Genomic DNA, 15,253 nt, shown 5'->3' with positions numbered 1-15,253 from the left:
TCCCCGTACCGATCCCTAGGGATTCCCTAGGAGCCCGGGCGACAGTAGCCGGCATGGAGACCACAACACCCACGCATCCCCCCGTACCGATCGCGCCGGCAACGCCCCGGCGCTGGAGGTTCCTCGTCCCGATCATCCTGCTCGCCCTCGTCGGCGCCGTGGTCGTGAACGTCCTCCTGGCGGCCCCCCGCACGCCGCCGACCCTTCTGGGGGCGTCCGCCGACGTCTCCGGCGGACTTGCCCGCATCCAGGGAGTCCTGCCGACCGAGACCGACGGGTGGGCGCCTCCCGGACCCGCTGCGCTCGCGGACCCGTCCGGCGCCGGCCTCCACCGGGTCCGCATCCTGGTGGAACTGACGGCCATGGAGGAGAACGGCCTGTCCTTCGACCCGGCCGAGTACACGGTCTCGGCCCTCGGCGGCGGGACGTGGAAGGCGGTGTGGTCGGCTCCTGCTCCCACGCAGGCGCGCCAGGGGGAGACCATCGATGCCGTGCTCGTGTTCGAGCTCCCGGACCAGGCCATCGACCTGACGCTCGACGTGCCCGGGGGAGCCGGCCTGTCGCTCGGGGCCGGGCACCACCGGGACAGTGACTGACCCGCACCCCTGTTCCCGGGCCTGCACGGCGGCCTACAGGGAATTCCCAAGAACAGGCGGTTCGGGCGCAGGGAATTCCCAAGCCCGCTTCGGCACAGTCGGTGTACTGAACAAAGGAGACCAACATGTCAATATCACGTCGTCAGGTTCTGCTGATCGGTGGACTCGGCACCCTCGGAGTCAGTGGCGCGATGATCCCGACCCGGACGGTGGAGGCGAAGTCCGCCAGCCGGCTCAGCGAGCGGGAGATGCCGCGGCCGTTCCAGGTCCCCTTCGTTCAGGCGCCGATCCTCCAGCCGTACAGCACCGGGATCGACCCCGCGGACGGGCGGCCCGTCAACCACTACCGGCTGACGCAGAAGGCGGCCATGGCCAGCATCCTCCCGCGGCTGACCACGCCCATCCTCGGCTACAACGGGCTGTTCCCGGGGCCGACCATCAGTCTGGACCAGGGCACGAAGGCCGTCATCAGGATGCGCAACCAGCTGCCGGCCCAGCACTCGCTGGACGGACACGCCCTGTCGACGTCGACCCACCTGCACGGGTCCGCGTCGCTGCCCCAGTACGACGGATACGCCAGCGACATCACGCACCCCGGGTTCTACAAGGATTACTACTACCCCAACTTCCAGCCGGCCCGCACACTGTGGTACCACGACCACGGGGTGCACTACACGGCCCTGAATGCGTACTCCGGCCTGGCCGCCCAGTACCACATGCACGACCCGATCGAACGGCAGCTGCTGCCGCAGGGCCGCTACGACGTCGCGGTGACCATCAGCGACGCGATGTTCGCGCAGAACGGGGCCCTGGGCTACGACGACAACAGTCACTCGGGGCTCTGGGGCGACGTGATCCTGGTCAACGGCAAGCCGTGGCCGGTGATGAAGGTGCAGAAGCGCGTCTATCGCTTCCGGATCCTGAACGCCTCCATCTCCCGCTCCCTGCGGCCGACGCTCAGCACCGGTGACCCCCTGGTCATCGTGGGGACGGACGGTGGCCTCATGCCGGCGGCACAGAGCGTCGCGAACTACCGGCACGCGGGGGCGGAACGGTACGAGGTCCTCATCGACTTCAGGAAGTACAGGACGGGCCAGCGGATCGAGCTCCGGAACCTGTCGAACAAGAACAACGTCGACTACGACTTCACGAACCGGATCATGGCCTTCGACGTCACCGACGAGCCGGTGGACACCACCGACCCCACCTGGAACCGGATCCCGACGACGCTGGTCGGCAGCGAGGCCATGTCGCTGGTGTCGAAGCAGTCGGTGAAGACCCGGTCGTTCCGGGTGAAGCGCAACGACAGGACCAATCTGTGGACCATCAACGACGACAGCTGGCAGGACGTCATCGCCAGCGGCTACCGAAAGGTCGTCGCCGATCCCGCGCTCAATTCCGTGGAGATCTGGGAGATCGAGAACAAGTCGGGCGGGTGGTTCCACCCGCTGCACATCCACCTCGTGGACTTCCAGGTCCTCAGCCGTAACGGCAAGGCACCGTTCGCCTACGAGCGGGGTCCGAAGGACGTGGTGTACGTGGGGGAGGGCGAGACCGTCCGGCTGCTGATGAAGTTCACCCCCCACGCCGGGGTGTACATGATGCACTGCCACAACCTGCCGCACGAGGACCACGACATGATGGCCCAGTTCCGGGTCGGCCTGAAGCCCAGCGACCTGGACCCGAACGACCCCATGACGGCGGCCCGAGCCGAGTGGGACGACGACGAGGGCTGACGACGGACCGGGGGGCGCGCGGCGGTCGCCGCCGGCGCGCCCCGGTGCCGTCGTCGCAGGAACGCCCTACCGCACGACGCCGACGGCGTCTCCTCGCCGGGGCCCTCATGTTCGCCCTGGTCCTCGTCTCGGTCCGGGCGTGGGTCGTCGAGCCCCTCACGGTCTCCTCGGACAGCATGGAGCCGGCCATCCGGTCGGGCGCCGTCGTGCTCCTGTTCAAGCCCGGTGCTGCAATCCGGCCGATCCGCAACGGCGACGTGATCGCCTTCACCGATCCCACCGATCGCCGGACGGCCATCAAGCGCGTCGTGGCGGGGGAGGGGCAGACCGTCGCCATCCGCGACGCGGAACTCTACGTCGACGACGTCGCCGTCCCGGAACCATCGATCGACCACAGCCGTATCGACGCGACCTACTTCGGGCCCGTGACGGTACCGCCCGGCACCGTGTTCGTGCTGGGCGACAATCGCGGCGTGTCCATCGACTCCAGGGACTACGGGGCCGTGCCGCTGACGGCGGTCCAGGGCACCTTGGTCCGGTGACGCCACGACGACCCACGGGGTCAGCACGACATAACTGGTGTGCGGCGAGTTCGGAGTACGGGCCGACCCGGGATTCCGTTCCCGCCGGACGGGGTCGTCCCGGACCGGGCGGTGCTCGGTCCGACGGGGTGCTCGGAACAGGATTTCCTTGTCGTGGCTCCACGGGTCAGCGAGGCATTGCCCTGTGTTCCGCCGGTCGTCGTGCAGGACGACCGAGCCCGATGATGAGCTTGCCGACGTCCGGCGACCCGGGGTGAACCGGGGCGACAACGTGTGGTCGACGGGGTTGCCGCAGCCACGATCCCCGGCTCGAAGGACCGTCACGGTCGGTCCAAGCCTGAGCGGTGGCTGGCCCGCAGCATGCACGCCAAGGCCAGGAAGACCGTCTACAAGTTCGGTCCGGTCTCGCAGATCCCGGACGGGTCGTTCCGGGCGCCGGGCCTGCTGGCCGCGACGGAGCTGATCGACTTTCAGGACCATTTCGGCAACGAGGGTGTCATGCTGTGGCACCCGAAACTGAGGACAGGAACCGTCTTCTTCTCCACCAACTCCTCGGGGCTGGGCCTGCTGGATCAGGACCGCGTGAATCGGCTCGTTGGGTCACGGGCCGCGTTCCAGCGCGTCGCCGGTTGCAACGCACGGGTCGAGCAGATTTCGGTGACGACGCAGTCGACGTTCGATCCGGGTGAACGCCTACCGGACGCTATTGCGGTGGCACGGCAGCAGGCAGGCTCCCACGAGGTGCCCGCCTTTGCCCGCCGGGTGATGGATGACGTGGTGGACAACCTCAACCTCGATGTGCCCTAGCTCGAGCAGTGGGTGGCGCTAACGTTCAGCGGCAAGGCCAATGACGGGGACAGGGCACCGGAACGCTCCGCCGAGGAGCTGGTGGCCGATGTGAAGTCCCTCCTGCAGGGGTTCAAGGAAGAACTCGAGGACGTCGGCGCCGGCAGCGTGTCACTGATGCGGGCCGCCGACCTCACCGACCAGACCTATGTCGCGTTCAACCCGCACGCCGCGGCCGCCGTCGAACGCGCCCGCCGCTCCGGCGACGGAACCGGCCTCACCTGGCACGAAGTCGGCCCCTTCGCGGCCCGGACCATCGGATACCCGGGCCGGTACGACCACGCCGGGGTGACGAGCAAGTCGTGGCAGATGTTCCGGCCGCCGGCCGGGACGTTCCGCGAAAACGCCTTGGTGGCCCTACTGGGCCCCGATGCGAGCATGCTCCAGAAACGCGTCACCGTGTTCTACCGCCCTCAACCGCCGGAGAAGTCAGCGCAGCAGGTCGCGCAGGCGCTCACCAATGCGCAGTTCGCCACGAACCAGAAGGGCCGACGCCCGACCAGCTCGCAGATCATCGCCCTCGAGAAGGCACGCAAGGCCGAGCGGAAGCAAGCCTAAGGGGCCGCGCTGGTGCGCTTAGCCATCGGTGTCACCGCGACGGTCGAGAGCCCTGAGCAGCTGCAGGCTGTGGAAGCGAAGATCATGCGGAACGCCGCCACCGGCATCCAGATCCGCATGCGGTCCTGCGACTACAACGACGACGCCGCGTTCTCCTTCAACCTGGGGCTCGGCCTCGTGCCAGAGCACCTGGCCACCATCTCCTCCGACGTCAGGAAGGCCCTCTAATGTCCGCCTTCGACGGAATCGTCGATAAGGTCATGGATCGGTTCCTGGGCCGCTCCGAGACGGCAGCCGCCGTCACAGCTGCATCGTTCCCGCAACTCACGGAGAAGGGCATGCGGGTCCGCGAGGGCGGCATGGTGACGTGGGTCGAACCGCCACCGGAGTTCACGGCCACGTCGAACCAGACCGCCGGCCTGTGGCCGTTCTGCGTCGGTACCTCCTCGCCGCTGGTCGGTGCGGTCCTAGGCCGGAACCTGCTCAACAGCTCGGTGGTGTGCGGGGATCCGATCAGCCTGTTCCTGCACGGCATCATCTCCTCGCCGTCCGGGTTCATCCTGGGCCTGAACGGGCGGGGGAAGTCCTCGGTCGCCGTCCGCATGGCGTTGGCGCTGATCGATCAGGGGTTCCTGATCCTCGTGGCGGGGGACCTCAAACCGGACTTCGCCGGCGTCGTCCTGGAAACCAATGGGCAGGTCGTGCAGGTCGCCCCCGGCGTCGGGGCGATCAACCCCCTCGACGCAGGCCCGCTCTGGCGAGAACTCGAACGCCTGCCAGCCCCGATGCAGCGCCAGATGCGCGCCGAAATCCACGCCCGGCGCCTGATGACCCTCACCGGGCTCATCGAACTGGTGTTCAAGGAACCGCTGGATGCGAAGAAGCAGGAACAGACGGTGCTGTCCATGGCAATCGCCATGGCAGCCGAAAAGGCAGAAGGCGAGGACCGGCAGCCGCTGGTCAGCGACGTCGTCGCCGCCATCAAGTCCGCGCCACCCCAGATCCAGTCGGCGCTGCTCATCGAGGAGTCCGCTGAGTACCTGCCGCAGGTCAAGAATCTCCTGGCGGGTCTGAACGCCCTCGGCGAGCATGGACCGTTCGGGGACGTGTTCTGCCAGCAGACAAGTAAGGAAATGAAGATCGACACCTCCGTGGACTTCGACATTTCCCTCATCGACGAGTCCCAGCTGACGCTCCGCGCCGCGGTGCAGACGGTGTGCTGGTCCTACGGGCAGGCCGGCATCTCGGCCGCAAAGACCCTGGCCGACGCCGGTTTGATGGAGGAACGCCATCACCTGATGATCATGGACGAGCTGCGGCAGTCCCTGCGCGCTTCTGAGCTGCTGGTGCATCAGATCGACTCCATCACCCGCCTGAACCGGACCAAGGGACTGGGTCAGCTGATGATCACGCACTCCATGAAGGACCTGCAGCTGTCCACGGACGAGCTGACGAAAATCGCCACCGGCTTCGTGGAACGCTCTTCGGTGAAGATCCTCGGCGGACTCGCGCAGAACGAGATGGCCCTGCTCGAAACGGTGTTCCCCGTCTCGGAGCGGGAAAAGGCGATGTTGGTCGGCTGGTCGGCCGAAGGGTCGATGAACCCGAACACCAATCAGGTCTCACTGCCCCCAGGACGTGGCCGGTTCATGCTGAAAACGGGGTCCGAACCCGGGGTGCCGTTCCGGGTGAACCTCACCGCCGGCGAACTCAGGGCCCACAACACGAACCAGGCATGGGCTGCCGCGCAGGCAAAGGTGAACCGATGAAGACCGAGGAGAACGGCCCCGTCATCGCGTTCTCGAGCGTGGCCCTGGCCGCGTTCGCTGCCGTCGCCCTGATCCACCTCGCCGAAGCCTTCACACCGGTTCCCACCGACCTGTCATGGAACCCGATCACCCTCGCCATCGGCCTTGCTACCGGGGATCCGTGGCCGGCGGCCGCGAACTGGTTGCTCGGCGTCGAAGCGGTCGTGGTCATTGCCGCCTTTGCGTGGTGGAGCACCCGCCCGGTGTCCAGGACCGCCAAGGCGTCCCGACGGATGAGCCCGGGCGGGAAGATGCGCCCAGCGATGCTCGATGCCCGCCTCACCGAAGCCGCCCGCCTCCACCCGACCGCCGAAGGTATCGGCCCGGGCCTGACAATCGGGTACGCCGGTGACGCCGGGGCCAAGGCAGTCATCCAAGGCTGGCGTGAGTGCTCAACCCATGTGTGGGGGACCGGGCGGGGCAAGACGACAACGCAGGTCGTCCGGCATGCCATGGAGGCTCCCGGCGCGTACATCATGACCAGCAATAAGGTCGACGGCGTCGCGGAGGTCCTGGCTGCCCGCTCGGAGACCGGGACGGTGTGGCTGTTTGATCCGCAGCGGATCTGGCGGGACAGCCACCGGCCCGCGATGATCTTTAATCCACTCACGGTCGTCACCGATACCGTGAGCGCCGGGGAGGTCGCATCGATCTTCGAAACCTCGTCCGCACCGAACGCGGGCCAGGGCAAGGGGGACGCGCAGTTCGACTCGCAGGGACGAGATTTTTTGTCCTGGTGCCTCCTCGCCGCCGCCAAGAGTGACGGAACGATGAGGGAGGTGCTGCGGTGGGTGTCCTCGGCGGATTTCATGGAACCGGCCGAACTGCTGGAGCGGGCCGGGCACGCCGGCCCGGCATCCGCGTTGAAGGGCATGGGCGCCCAGCCGGAGGACACCCGCGGGTCCGTGGCCGCCAGCGCGCAGCGCATGGCCTCCGCTCTCGTGCACGACGAGCTCGTGGCATGGTCCACCCCGACGCCGGGCGTCCCGGTGTTCGACCCGGCCCGGTTCGTGACCAGCAAGGACACCCTGATCCTGCTCGCGCAGGATGCAGCCGGCTCCGGCGCCGCGTTCGTGTCCACCCTGGTTCATGCGGTTTTCACCGCCGCGCAGCAGGCCGCGCGCAGGGCGGGAGGCCGCCTGCCGGTGCCCCTCGTCGCGGACCTGGACGAGGTTGGAAACGTCGTCAAGCTCAAGCAGCTGCCCGAGTGGTATTCGTTCTTCGGGTCGATGGGCATCGTCGTCAGCGCGTACTTCCAGACCCGCGGCCAGGGTGTGGCGATGCTCGAGCGGACCGGGTGGGACACCCTCTGGTCGGCGGCCGCGATCAAGGTCTACGGCGGCGGCTCCGACGACACCGCGTTCCTGGAAACACTCTCCAAGACCATCGGCCAGTACGACGCGAAGGTCCGCAGCTCCTCGACCTCGAGGAACGGGTCCTCCCGCTCCGTGCAGACCCAGCGACGGGACATCCTGTCCGTCGCCCAGCTTTCCGAACTCCCTGCCAACAGGGCGTGGGTGAAAACCTCGACCGGTGGCGGAACCATCGTCCGCACGATCCCCTGGTTCCGCGACAAAGCGATCAGCGCCCGCATCGGAAACACCGTCAAACGCATCAGGGCAGCGAAGGCAGGACACCTTTCATGATCGATTCTCTCGACGATGGCTTACCCGGCACTGGACCTAACGGTTACGACGGGGGAGAGGACTTCGCGTTCACCCCTGAGGAGTTGGTGGACTGGGTGGAGGGCCTGGCCGCGATGCTCGAGTCAGTGGACCGGTCCCAGAACCAGTACTGGTGCGCCCAGTGGTGGAACCACCCCGAAGCCATTGACCGGTTCCGAGGACTGTATGAGCAGTGGCTCGAAGCACAGGCAAACGGCGGCATGTCGTCATGGTGGATCGACCACTTCGACCGCCACGCCAGCATCCTCTTCGCCAAGCGGGGACCCTTCGGCGAATGCGGAACCGCTCATGTGCACAAGACTGCCCGTCGCATCCTCGCCACCGAGCAACCGCCCCTTCGGTGGGAATGGTGAGGTACCAATAGCTCCTGCTCTGCAGAGCGGCGTGCAGTAATGCTTGGTCGGCTGTCATACCCACACCCGTCTGAACCGTGAGAGGGGCGTGGGTCAGATCATGGCCTCCCACACCCCGTCGGACCTCAAAGCGGTCAAGGACGAAGCGGACCGGCACAAGGCCCAGGGCATCATGGACCGCTGCGGCATCAAGATCCTCGGTGGTCTCGCCCGGTCCGAGATGCCGCTGCTCATCCAGTCCGTGCCGTTGAGCAATCGGGAGCAGGAATAGCTCGCCGCATGGCAGGACCCGCCCGCCTGGAACCGGGCGGGCGACGACGCGATGCGGTACACCAACGACGACGTGTTCCGGCGGACCGATCAGTCGTTCACGGATGATGAGCTGGCTGCGTGGCTCGAGGACGACGACAACGCCGCCTGGTACAACGACGACCGGACCACCCAGCCCCCACCGGGGCAGGGCAAGTTCTTCATCAAGGTCGGCTCCCGGGCCGGCATCCCGTTCTCGATGGAGTTCACCCCCACCGAGCGCCGGTCGCGTGTGCACGACACCGAAAAGAAATGGCACAAGGCCAAGAGAGCCGCTGCAGAGGAGAGAGGCGAGCTGTGAGCTCCCTGGACCGCAAGCACACAGCCGGCCTCGGCGGGGAGGCCGCGCTGCTGGTCGTCCTCATCGTCGCCCTCGTTGGTGTGCCCGGCGCCCTGTACGGGTTGAATACCCTCGGGCACCAGCTCGCACCCCGGCCCGACGGCATCCCGACCGGGTTCTGGCCGCGGTCCCTGGGGAACTTCACCGGCATCATGCCGTGGCGCTCCACGGAAATCACGCTGGCAATCATCGCCGGGGTCGTGCTCCTGGGACTGTTCGTGCTGTACGTGGTGATGAGCATCCGCAAGGGCAAAAAGATCGTCAAGCACGACCGGGCCGCAGTGAAAATGGCGTCCCTGAAAGACGTCGCACCCTTCACCGAGAAGCAGGTGAAAGCCAAAGCCGCCCGCTTCGGGCTGACCGCCGAGCAGTCACCGGGCGTGATGATCGGGCGCATGGTGCGCGGCGGGAACACCCTGTACGCGTCGTGGGAGGACACGCTCCTGCACATCTGGGGCACCCGCACCGGTAAGACCACGACGCAGGCCGCGCCGTCGATCATCGAGGCGCCGGGTCCGGTGATCGCGACGTCGAATAAGCGGGACCTGTCGGATTTGACCCGTGACATCCGCGCCGAGAACGGTGACGTGTGGATCTTCGACCCGCAGGGCGTTGCGAACGAGAAGCCCACCTGGTGGTGGAACCCGCTCAGCTACGTGGTCGACGCAGAGCGCGCCGCGGAGATGGCGAACAACTTCGCACTGGGCTCCCGGCCCGTCGGGGCTAAGGGCGGCGACGCCTACTTTGATAACGCAGGCAAGGACTTGCTCGCCGGGTACCTGCTCGCTGCCGCGGTCAGTGACCGCCCGATCAGTCAGATCCATAGCTGGCTCTCTCACTCCGAGAACCAGGAAGCCGCCGGTCTTCTGTTCGACGCCGGATGGCGGAAGGAAGCCGACTCGATGGGCAGCACCATGTCGCTGCCAGACAAGCAGCGCGAAGGCGTCTACGGCACCGCACGGCAGATGGCCACGTGCCTGAAGAACGGGAAGATCGCCCCGTGGGTGAACCCCAGCGGACCGAATGATCCGCGGCCGCAGTTCACGCCCGAGGATTTCATCCGTGGCAAGAACACCCTCTACGCGCTGTCCAAGGAAGGCGCCGGCACCGCAGGTCCGCTGGTGACGTCCCTGACCGTGGCCACGGCAACTGCTGCCGAAGAATACGCGGCCACCCAATCAGGTGGTCGCCTGGCGGTCCCGATGGTCTGCGTCCTCGATGAGGCCGCGAACGTGTGCCGGTGGGAAAACCTGCCCGACCTCTACAGCCACTACGGATCCCGGGGCATCGTCGTCTCGACGTTCCTTCAGTCCTGGTCCCAGGGTGTCGACGTGTGGGGAGAGTCCGGTATGAAAAAGCTGTTCTCCACCGCGAATGTCGTCACCTACGGCGGCAACGTGAAGGAGGAAGGGTTCCTGAAGATGCTCTCCGGACTGGTGGGCCAGTACCGGTACACCTCGGTGTCCACCTCGAGGCAGAAGGACAGCCGGTCCACGAGTCGCCAGGACTCCACCGACGACATCCTCTCCGTCGCGGACCCTGCCGCGATGCCGAAGGGCAGGGCCATCATGCTCGGCTCCGGATCAAGGGCCGTCCTGCTCCGCACCGTGCCGATCAGCGACCGTCCCTACGCTAACAAGGTGCAGGCTTCGGAAGCCGCCCACACCGGTTCCCATGGCGCAGCCGGCGCCCTTCCTGTTGCGGAGCATGCTCCTGCTGCGGGCGGTAACCGCTGGTCGGCCATAGTGAAGGAGGAGGGGAGTGGACCTTCAGGCACCGTTCGGCCTCGAGGACGATGGGTATCCCGGTAAGGAACCGGACACGGACAGCGCATCTCAGGCCCCGGGGTCGGCACGGCCCGCGCCCGGGATGGTCTTCGGCAACCTCGAGGAGTTCGTGACCGAGTTCCTGGTTCACCAGTACCAGCGGCCCGTGGAGTCCTACGGGCGTGCGGAATTCACCTGGTGCGCCAGCTGGTGGCGCCACAAAGAGGCCGTGAATAGGCTCAACGCACTCTGGCGCGCATGGGAAGCGCTCCGCCTCGACCCCACCACCGGGCTGGCCAACTGGTGGAACAACTACGCAGATCCCACCATGGCGGCCCTGTTCTCCTCCACCGGGCCCTTCCAGGGCTGCACAGCGGCAGAGCACAAGCCGACGAACAAACCACTACCCGTGGTCCCAGCACCGGAGGGCTTGTACTCCCCCTCGCAAAGTCGATGACAAGTACGCCATCGGTTGGCGCAGTAATGGTTATGGCGATACTTAAAGTCAATCGCCTAGACCGGATGCACTGCCGCTTGCGAACTAGATGATTTTGGGGATTCGGACCGTCGGATCGCCGAGAAGGACCAGTGATTGTCGATCCCACGCCGTCAGCCGGAGACGAGTCATTTCCACGAGAATGGAGCGGTCGTGGGAGTCCTTGAAGTCGTCGGATCGTGTCGCCCACGCGCTGACGAGTGAACTGACGCCAGCGTAGTAGCTCTCTAGTATCAGCCCCAGCGGTTTGCCAGAGTGAAGTTGGCTGGTCAGCGCGCTGATGATGTCGTGGCCGAAACGTTGCTTCGTCTCGGGGTCCCTCAGTGTCCAGTCAAAGGTTGGCTCGACGTGGCCAAATATTGCGCGCACAGGGGGGTCCCGCGTAAGCAGAGCGAGCGAAGCGGGTGAGACGGACGAAGCGAGCCCGGCGACCGTATCGACGATGAGCCGTGCCATTGTTCCTTCCTCTAGGAGTGCCGTGTAGTTGCTCCTACTCGACGAGCCCGCAGAACAGCACGCTTGCGCGAACCAGATTGCGCCGCCCGGCACCGACTCCACCAGCGCGTCGATGTTGACCGTGGTGCGATCGCGGGCGACAGGTAACCCGAGCTCGCGGACGAGCTCCCGCTCGTCAAGGGGCGTCGCCCCGTGGCTCGAGGTAACCAGAAGAGTCGGCTTTGACGCTAGCGCAGTCACGAGCCCCGCGGTTGTGGCGTCGACGCCGTCGACCACGGTGAGTGTCTCTATGCTGCCTTGACACTTCTCGATCAGCGGCTTGGTTAGCACATTCTGCATGAGATGGCTGATGTCGCGCGTTCCGTGATTGACCGTCCAAATGGTGACGCTCGATGACGTCGGTGGCGATGTAGCCCAGCCGCTACCGTCGAGCATCGCCGAGATGTAGGAGTCTCCCTGATCGTCGTCGAACGGGAGGCGCCCGACCGCGTGGCGCAGCGCGAACGCATATTGAACTTCCCACGGAATCGACGTTGGGCTAGCCGCGATGAGCACGAATCGTGGCAACTGCTTACGGGCAGTCCCGAACTGTGATAAACCGATGCGCAGGTCGCTAGTGTGTGGAGGATCGCTGTCGAAGTAGCGCCGCACCGAGCGGGTCCCGTGCAGAGGGTTCCAGTACAGTAGCACCGTCTTCGGGCGCGCTCTGAGGAGGCGACGGATCGGCTTCGGAAGCGCGCTCCCGGTCGCCTTCTCCTTCGTCCACACATATTCGTGCCCTTCGGGGACTACAGGTGTATCGGGAACAAGGACGCCGTACCCGACCTCGTCAGACATCCAGTTGGTCGGGTCAGAAATAGAATCGAACTTCAGGGGGTCCTGCGTCGACAGACCGGGTTTCGCTCCCCACCGTCGCGCGTGTTGGGCGAGTGTGGAGGTTGCGCATTCCCCCGCCCATGCGTCGATCTGCACCGACGCTGGCAGCGACGTGTCATCGCCGGTCATGGTGTCGCTCTAATGGTCTCGCGGAGGCGCGCGATCTCCGCCTGAACCTCCTTGAGTACACCAGCCGGAGTGGCTTTAGGCTCGAGTCGTTGCTCGAAGCTGAGGAACTCAGCGAGCCGGCCACGCAGGGTCTTGAGCTCGTCGCCCGTTAGGGGGCCGCCGGTACGGGTGTCCACCCGCAGATTCTCCTGCTGAACGTAAAGCACCGGATCCGACCAGGCCGCGTCGCTCACCGGATCGACGCCCGCGCTCGCGAGCCGTGGTGCGGTCAGGGCTGGTGCCCACTCCACGATGTGCTCAAACGAACCGTCTGCGGTTGCAGCGCGGATGACGATTGCGAGGAGCTCCGGATACACCACCTTGCAGAATCGGTTCATCGCGGTAAGATCGACGATTTCACGCATCCCGATTACGGCCGGGATGCCTGCATCGACGAGCAAGTGCGCGGCTGATGAACCGCTAGCCGGCGACAATATAGCCCGGTCCTCCGTCGCAGCACTTTCGCAGGCGGCCAGCACCACCAGCCAGGTCGAGTCGCTGAGCGATCCGCCGAGCGAAGAAATCGACACGACGAGACTGCCCGTTTCGGCCCCACCCTCGAAGTCCAAGTCTGTGGCGAAGTTGAGGCCGGGAACGCCGGGCGCCGCGTAGCCGCCGTGGCAAAGCACATGGAGTACGTGAGGTCGGGCGTCATAGATCTGCCGAGTAATTCCTGTCGGTGTCGAGGCAATCCAGTCGGCCGTGACGGCCGAGTCGGCACGTTCGGCCACCGCGTCAATGATCTCCGCATCACCTGAGATGACCTTAAGGACAATCTCCAATCCCCTTTTACGCGCTGTGCTCACTGAACGAATGAGGGTTTCGAGTTGGGACTTGCCGTTCCCAATCTCTCCGGCGGCCGAAAGCACCGCGACGATGCGGAACGGCACCTCGAAGGAGCGCTGCCGCACATCATGCACCCGCTTAGCGATTCGTGCGATCGGCCAGCGGGCGTCGAGTGCCAGGAACCCCTGCGGGACGAAGAAAAGCTGCTCCCACGGCAGGGAGTCGGCACCACTACTCGCTACGCGGAAGTAGATTGGCACCGGGGGAGCCGAGGGCAGTTGCGAGAGCGCGATGTTCATTGCCAGTTTTACTGGTGCGTGTCGCTTCAGCAGGTTGGCCAGCTCTTCGCCGCGTTCCTTAGCGTCCACGCCGTTAAGGGGTGCAATACGGACGCTGCGCCACTCGTTTTGGCCAAGGACCGAGACTGGTGCCTTATAAAGGGTCATCACCGTCTTGGCTCCCAGCGCCTCGAACGCAACGATTGTTCTCATGCTTCCCCCAAATGACGCTGGATGAGGCTTTGGATGTCCGCTAGCGCTTCCGATGCGCCCTTCTCGTACGCAGAGTCGGAACCGCCACTTCGCGCTCCACTTCCGATCGCGTTGGAGAGGCTGGCCTGGCGGGTCTCAAGGAACCGCGAAGACGCCGCTACCCAACGAGGCACCTCGCTCTCGCCGACGAAAGGGTCCGACAGTGGTGCGGTTGGTGCATTGGATTCACCGTGGGGCGAAGTGTCGCCCCACGGGCCCCGCCGTAGCGAAGGCGGCGGCGTGACCTGATTGGTGTGGCGCGCCAGGAGTGGTTGGTCGAATGCATGCCGGATCGACTCGGGCTGGATGTAACCAAACCAAGAGGGGTCATTCGGCAGTTCGTTATCCCGTTGCATCGCAAGAAATGAATAGATTTGAGCAAGGGCTCGGCAGTCAGTGTCAAGCTCCATTGAGCTAAAAATTGTTGGGCCGGGCCGGAGTTGCCCAAGGCGATCCGCGACCATACGTGCACCGATGTCGCGCCGGGGGTGGTCAGGGGCAGCTATCGACACTAGGGACGCCCCGATGGCGTCCGCGAGCGACCAAAGGTCGTTTGCATCCGCTGTCGCTGCTCTGTGCGACGATTGCGAGGAGGCGGGATTGATGGACGCCTTAAGCATCGATCGGTCTTCACTTGCCATTCCTAGCGCCGCAACGTGAAGGGCGCTGGATGCCCGTGATCCAAGCCGGTTGGTAATCCACTCCGCCCAGAGCAGGCGAGGGTCGTCATTGGAGTCGATCAGGCGCGTGCCGCCGACCAGGTTTGGTGCTGGCCACGTGCGAGGTTGGCGCACAAATTCCCGCGGATCGTGGAGCCGAACGTGCGGCAAATCATTGTCGTCGTCGGCCAGCTGGCGGTACACCGTCAGATTCGGGAACACATCGATTTCGAATCTTTCGATCTCGCCCATATCGGCTGACCGTGCGAGTGCATCAGTGAAGGCGCGAACGTGCATCGCGCCCCACGTCGCTCGGCTGGGCGTGCTGACGACCATCGTCACTCGCCAGGTGTCCCCAAGGGACGCGGCGACGGGCAACCGATCGGGCACGCGCAGCACGGGCACGAGAATGCGATTGGCAAGAGCCTCCCAGGGCGCCGCCCCGAGGTAGCCGTAGGGCGGCTCGAGCCGGAGCCACAGGGCAGACTCCAAGGGAAGATCTGTGCGCATGGACCGTTCTATGGCGCCCTCAAGCTCGCGAGGAACCCGCACCGCTTGCGGAATTTCACCGGATAGTGAAAGCCCGAACTTCGCGAGCGGGTCCGAACGCTCCCAGTAGGAAACCTTGTGACCGTTAGGGAAACCATCGAGTCGCGACCGCACCACAGGAGCGCGCCCGCGCAGATCCAAGCTCACGCGGAGGACCGCGAGCTTCCAGCGACGGATGATCGCACCCGACATGT

Annotated in this window: 14 protein-coding genes and 1 pseudogene; 12 read left to right on the top strand and 3 right to left on the bottom strand. The window is 65.6% G+C overall.

The annotated features are described in order from the left end of the window. Positions 1-53: 53 nt before the first annotated feature. The 12 genes and pseudogenes from ACX80K_RS02620 to ACX80K_RS02565 all read left to right on the top strand — a co-directional run bounded on the left by ACX80K_RS02620 (position 54) and on the right by ACX80K_RS02565 (position 10,996). Complete coding sequence (locus ACX80K_RS02620; RefSeq protein WP_459270308.1) at positions 54-596, top strand: hypothetical protein; 543 nt, start codon at positions 54-56, stop codon at positions 594-596. Between the two features lie 125 nt (positions 597-721). Beyond that, positions 722-2,332: a multicopper oxidase family protein gene (locus ACX80K_RS02615; protein ID WP_459270307.1), complete on the top strand. Its 1,611-nt coding sequence runs from the start codon at positions 722-724 to the stop codon at positions 2,330-2,332. Between the two features lie 107 nt (positions 2,333-2,439). After that, a complete protein-coding gene (gene lepB / locus ACX80K_RS02610; RefSeq protein ID WP_459270306.1) occupies positions 2,440-2,874 on the top strand; it encodes a signal peptidase I in 435 nt (144 codons plus the stop codon). Between the two features lie 273 nt (positions 2,875-3,147). Further along, positions 3,148-4,278, top strand: a pseudogene (locus ACX80K_RS02605) (SCO6880 family protein). 12 nt (positions 4,279-4,290) lie between these two features. Next, entirely contained in the window at positions 4,291-4,506 is a 216-nt protein-coding gene (locus ACX80K_RS02600; protein ID WP_459270305.1) for a hypothetical protein, read from the top strand. After that, positions 4,506-6,047: a hypothetical protein gene (locus ACX80K_RS02595; RefSeq protein WP_459270304.1), complete on the top strand. Its 1,542-nt coding sequence runs from the start codon at positions 4,506-4,508 to the stop codon at positions 6,045-6,047. The genes ACX80K_RS02600 and ACX80K_RS02595 overlap by 1 nt, the downstream gene beginning before the upstream one ends. Beyond that, positions 6,044-7,732: a type IV secretory system conjugative DNA transfer family protein gene (locus tag ACX80K_RS02590; protein WP_459270303.1), complete on the top strand. Its 1,689-nt coding sequence runs from the start codon at positions 6,044-6,046 to the stop codon at positions 7,730-7,732. Before ACX80K_RS02595 ends, ACX80K_RS02590 begins: the two co-directional genes overlap by 4 nt. Further along, entirely contained in the window at positions 7,729-8,124 is a 396-nt protein-coding gene (locus tag ACX80K_RS02585) for a DUF4913 domain-containing protein (protein ID WP_459270302.1), read from the top strand. Before ACX80K_RS02590 ends, ACX80K_RS02585 begins: the two co-directional genes overlap by 4 nt. 100 nt (positions 8,125-8,224) lie before the next feature. After that, positions 8,225-8,395 carry a hypothetical protein gene (locus ACX80K_RS02580; protein WP_459270301.1) on the top strand — a complete coding sequence of 57 codons (171 nt, stop codon included), beginning with the start codon at positions 8,225-8,227 and terminating at the stop codon, positions 8,393-8,395. A gap of 51 nt (positions 8,396-8,446) precedes the next feature. Continuing rightward, a complete protein-coding gene (locus ACX80K_RS02575; protein WP_459270300.1) occupies positions 8,447-8,734 on the top strand; it encodes a hypothetical protein in 288 nt (95 codons plus the stop codon). Further along, positions 8,731-10,584 (top strand): type IV secretory system conjugative DNA transfer family protein, encoded by a 1,854-nt coding sequence (locus ACX80K_RS02570; protein WP_459270299.1) that lies wholly within the window; start codon positions 8,731-8,733, stop codon positions 10,582-10,584. The genes ACX80K_RS02575 and ACX80K_RS02570 overlap by 4 nt, the downstream gene beginning before the upstream one ends. Then, positions 10,535-10,996: a DUF4913 domain-containing protein gene (locus ACX80K_RS02565; protein ID WP_459270298.1), complete on the top strand. Its 462-nt coding sequence runs from the start codon at positions 10,535-10,537 to the stop codon at positions 10,994-10,996. The genes ACX80K_RS02570 and ACX80K_RS02565 overlap by 50 nt, the downstream gene beginning before the upstream one ends. An 84-nt stretch (positions 10,997-11,080) precedes the next feature. On the opposite strand, the gene ACX80K_RS02560 is transcribed toward ACX80K_RS02565, so the two are convergent. Genes ACX80K_RS02560 through ACX80K_RS02550 form a run of 3 tightly spaced genes read right to left on the bottom strand, consistent with a single transcriptional unit; the run spans position 11,081 to position 15,251 of the window. Continuing rightward, complete coding sequence (locus ACX80K_RS02560) at positions 11,081-12,496, bottom strand: hypothetical protein (protein ID WP_459270297.1); 1,416 nt, start codon at positions 12,494-12,496, stop codon at positions 11,081-11,083. Beyond that, entirely contained in the window at positions 12,493-13,812 is a 1,320-nt protein-coding gene (locus tag ACX80K_RS02555; protein WP_459270296.1) for a CHAT domain-containing protein, read from the bottom strand. Before ACX80K_RS02555 ends, ACX80K_RS02560 begins: the two co-directional genes overlap by 4 nt. Next, the gene (locus ACX80K_RS02550) at positions 13,809-15,251 is read right to left on the bottom strand and encodes a hypothetical protein (protein WP_459270295.1); all 1,443 of its coding nucleotides are present in this window, start codon (positions 15,249-15,251) and stop codon (positions 13,809-13,811) included. The genes ACX80K_RS02555 and ACX80K_RS02550 overlap by 4 nt, the downstream gene beginning before the upstream one ends. Between the last annotated feature and the right edge of the window lie 2 nt (positions 15,252-15,253).

This window comes from Arthrobacter sorbitolis (genome assembly GCF_054510995.1).
Note: the sequence above shows the minus strand (reverse complement) of the source record. Positions and strands in the feature narration are given on the sequence as shown.

Excerpts from the sequence above, each read along its gene's own strand:
- ACX80K_RS02620 (WP_459270308.1), top strand. The coding sequence starts at position 54 with ATGGAGACCACAACACCCACGCATCCCCCCGTACCGATCGCGCCGGCA.
- ACX80K_RS02615 (WP_459270307.1), top strand. The coding sequence starts at position 722 with ATGTCAATATCACGTCGTCAGGTTCTGCTGATCGGTGGACTCGGCACC.
- lepB (WP_459270306.1), top strand. The coding sequence starts at position 2,440 with ATGTTCGCCCTGGTCCTCGTCTCGGTCCGGGCGTGGGTCGTCGAGCCC.
- ACX80K_RS02595 (WP_459270304.1), top strand. The coding sequence starts at position 4,506 with ATGTCCGCCTTCGACGGAATCGTCGATAAGGTCATGGATCGGTTCCTG.
- ACX80K_RS02590 (WP_459270303.1), top strand. The coding sequence starts at position 6,044 with ATGAAGACCGAGGAGAACGGCCCCGTCATCGCGTTCTCGAGCGTGGCC.
- ACX80K_RS02585 (WP_459270302.1), top strand. The coding sequence starts at position 7,729 with ATGATCGATTCTCTCGACGATGGCTTACCCGGCACTGGACCTAACGGT.
- ACX80K_RS02580 (WP_459270301.1), top strand. The coding sequence starts at position 8,225 with ATGGCCTCCCACACCCCGTCGGACCTCAAAGCGGTCAAGGACGAAGCG.
- ACX80K_RS02575 (WP_459270300.1), top strand. The coding sequence starts at position 8,447 with ATGCGGTACACCAACGACGACGTGTTCCGGCGGACCGATCAGTCGTTC.
- ACX80K_RS02560 (WP_459270297.1), bottom strand. The coding sequence starts at position 12,496 with ATGACCGGCGATGACACGTCGCTGCCAGCGTCGGTGCAGATCGACGCA.
- ACX80K_RS02555 (WP_459270296.1), bottom strand. The coding sequence starts at position 13,812 with ATGAGAACAATCGTTGCGTTCGAGGCGCTGGGAGCCAAGACGGTGATG.
- ACX80K_RS02550 (WP_459270295.1), bottom strand. The coding sequence starts at position 15,251 with ATGTCGGGTGCGATCATCCGTCGCTGGAAGCTCGCGGTCCTCCGCGTG.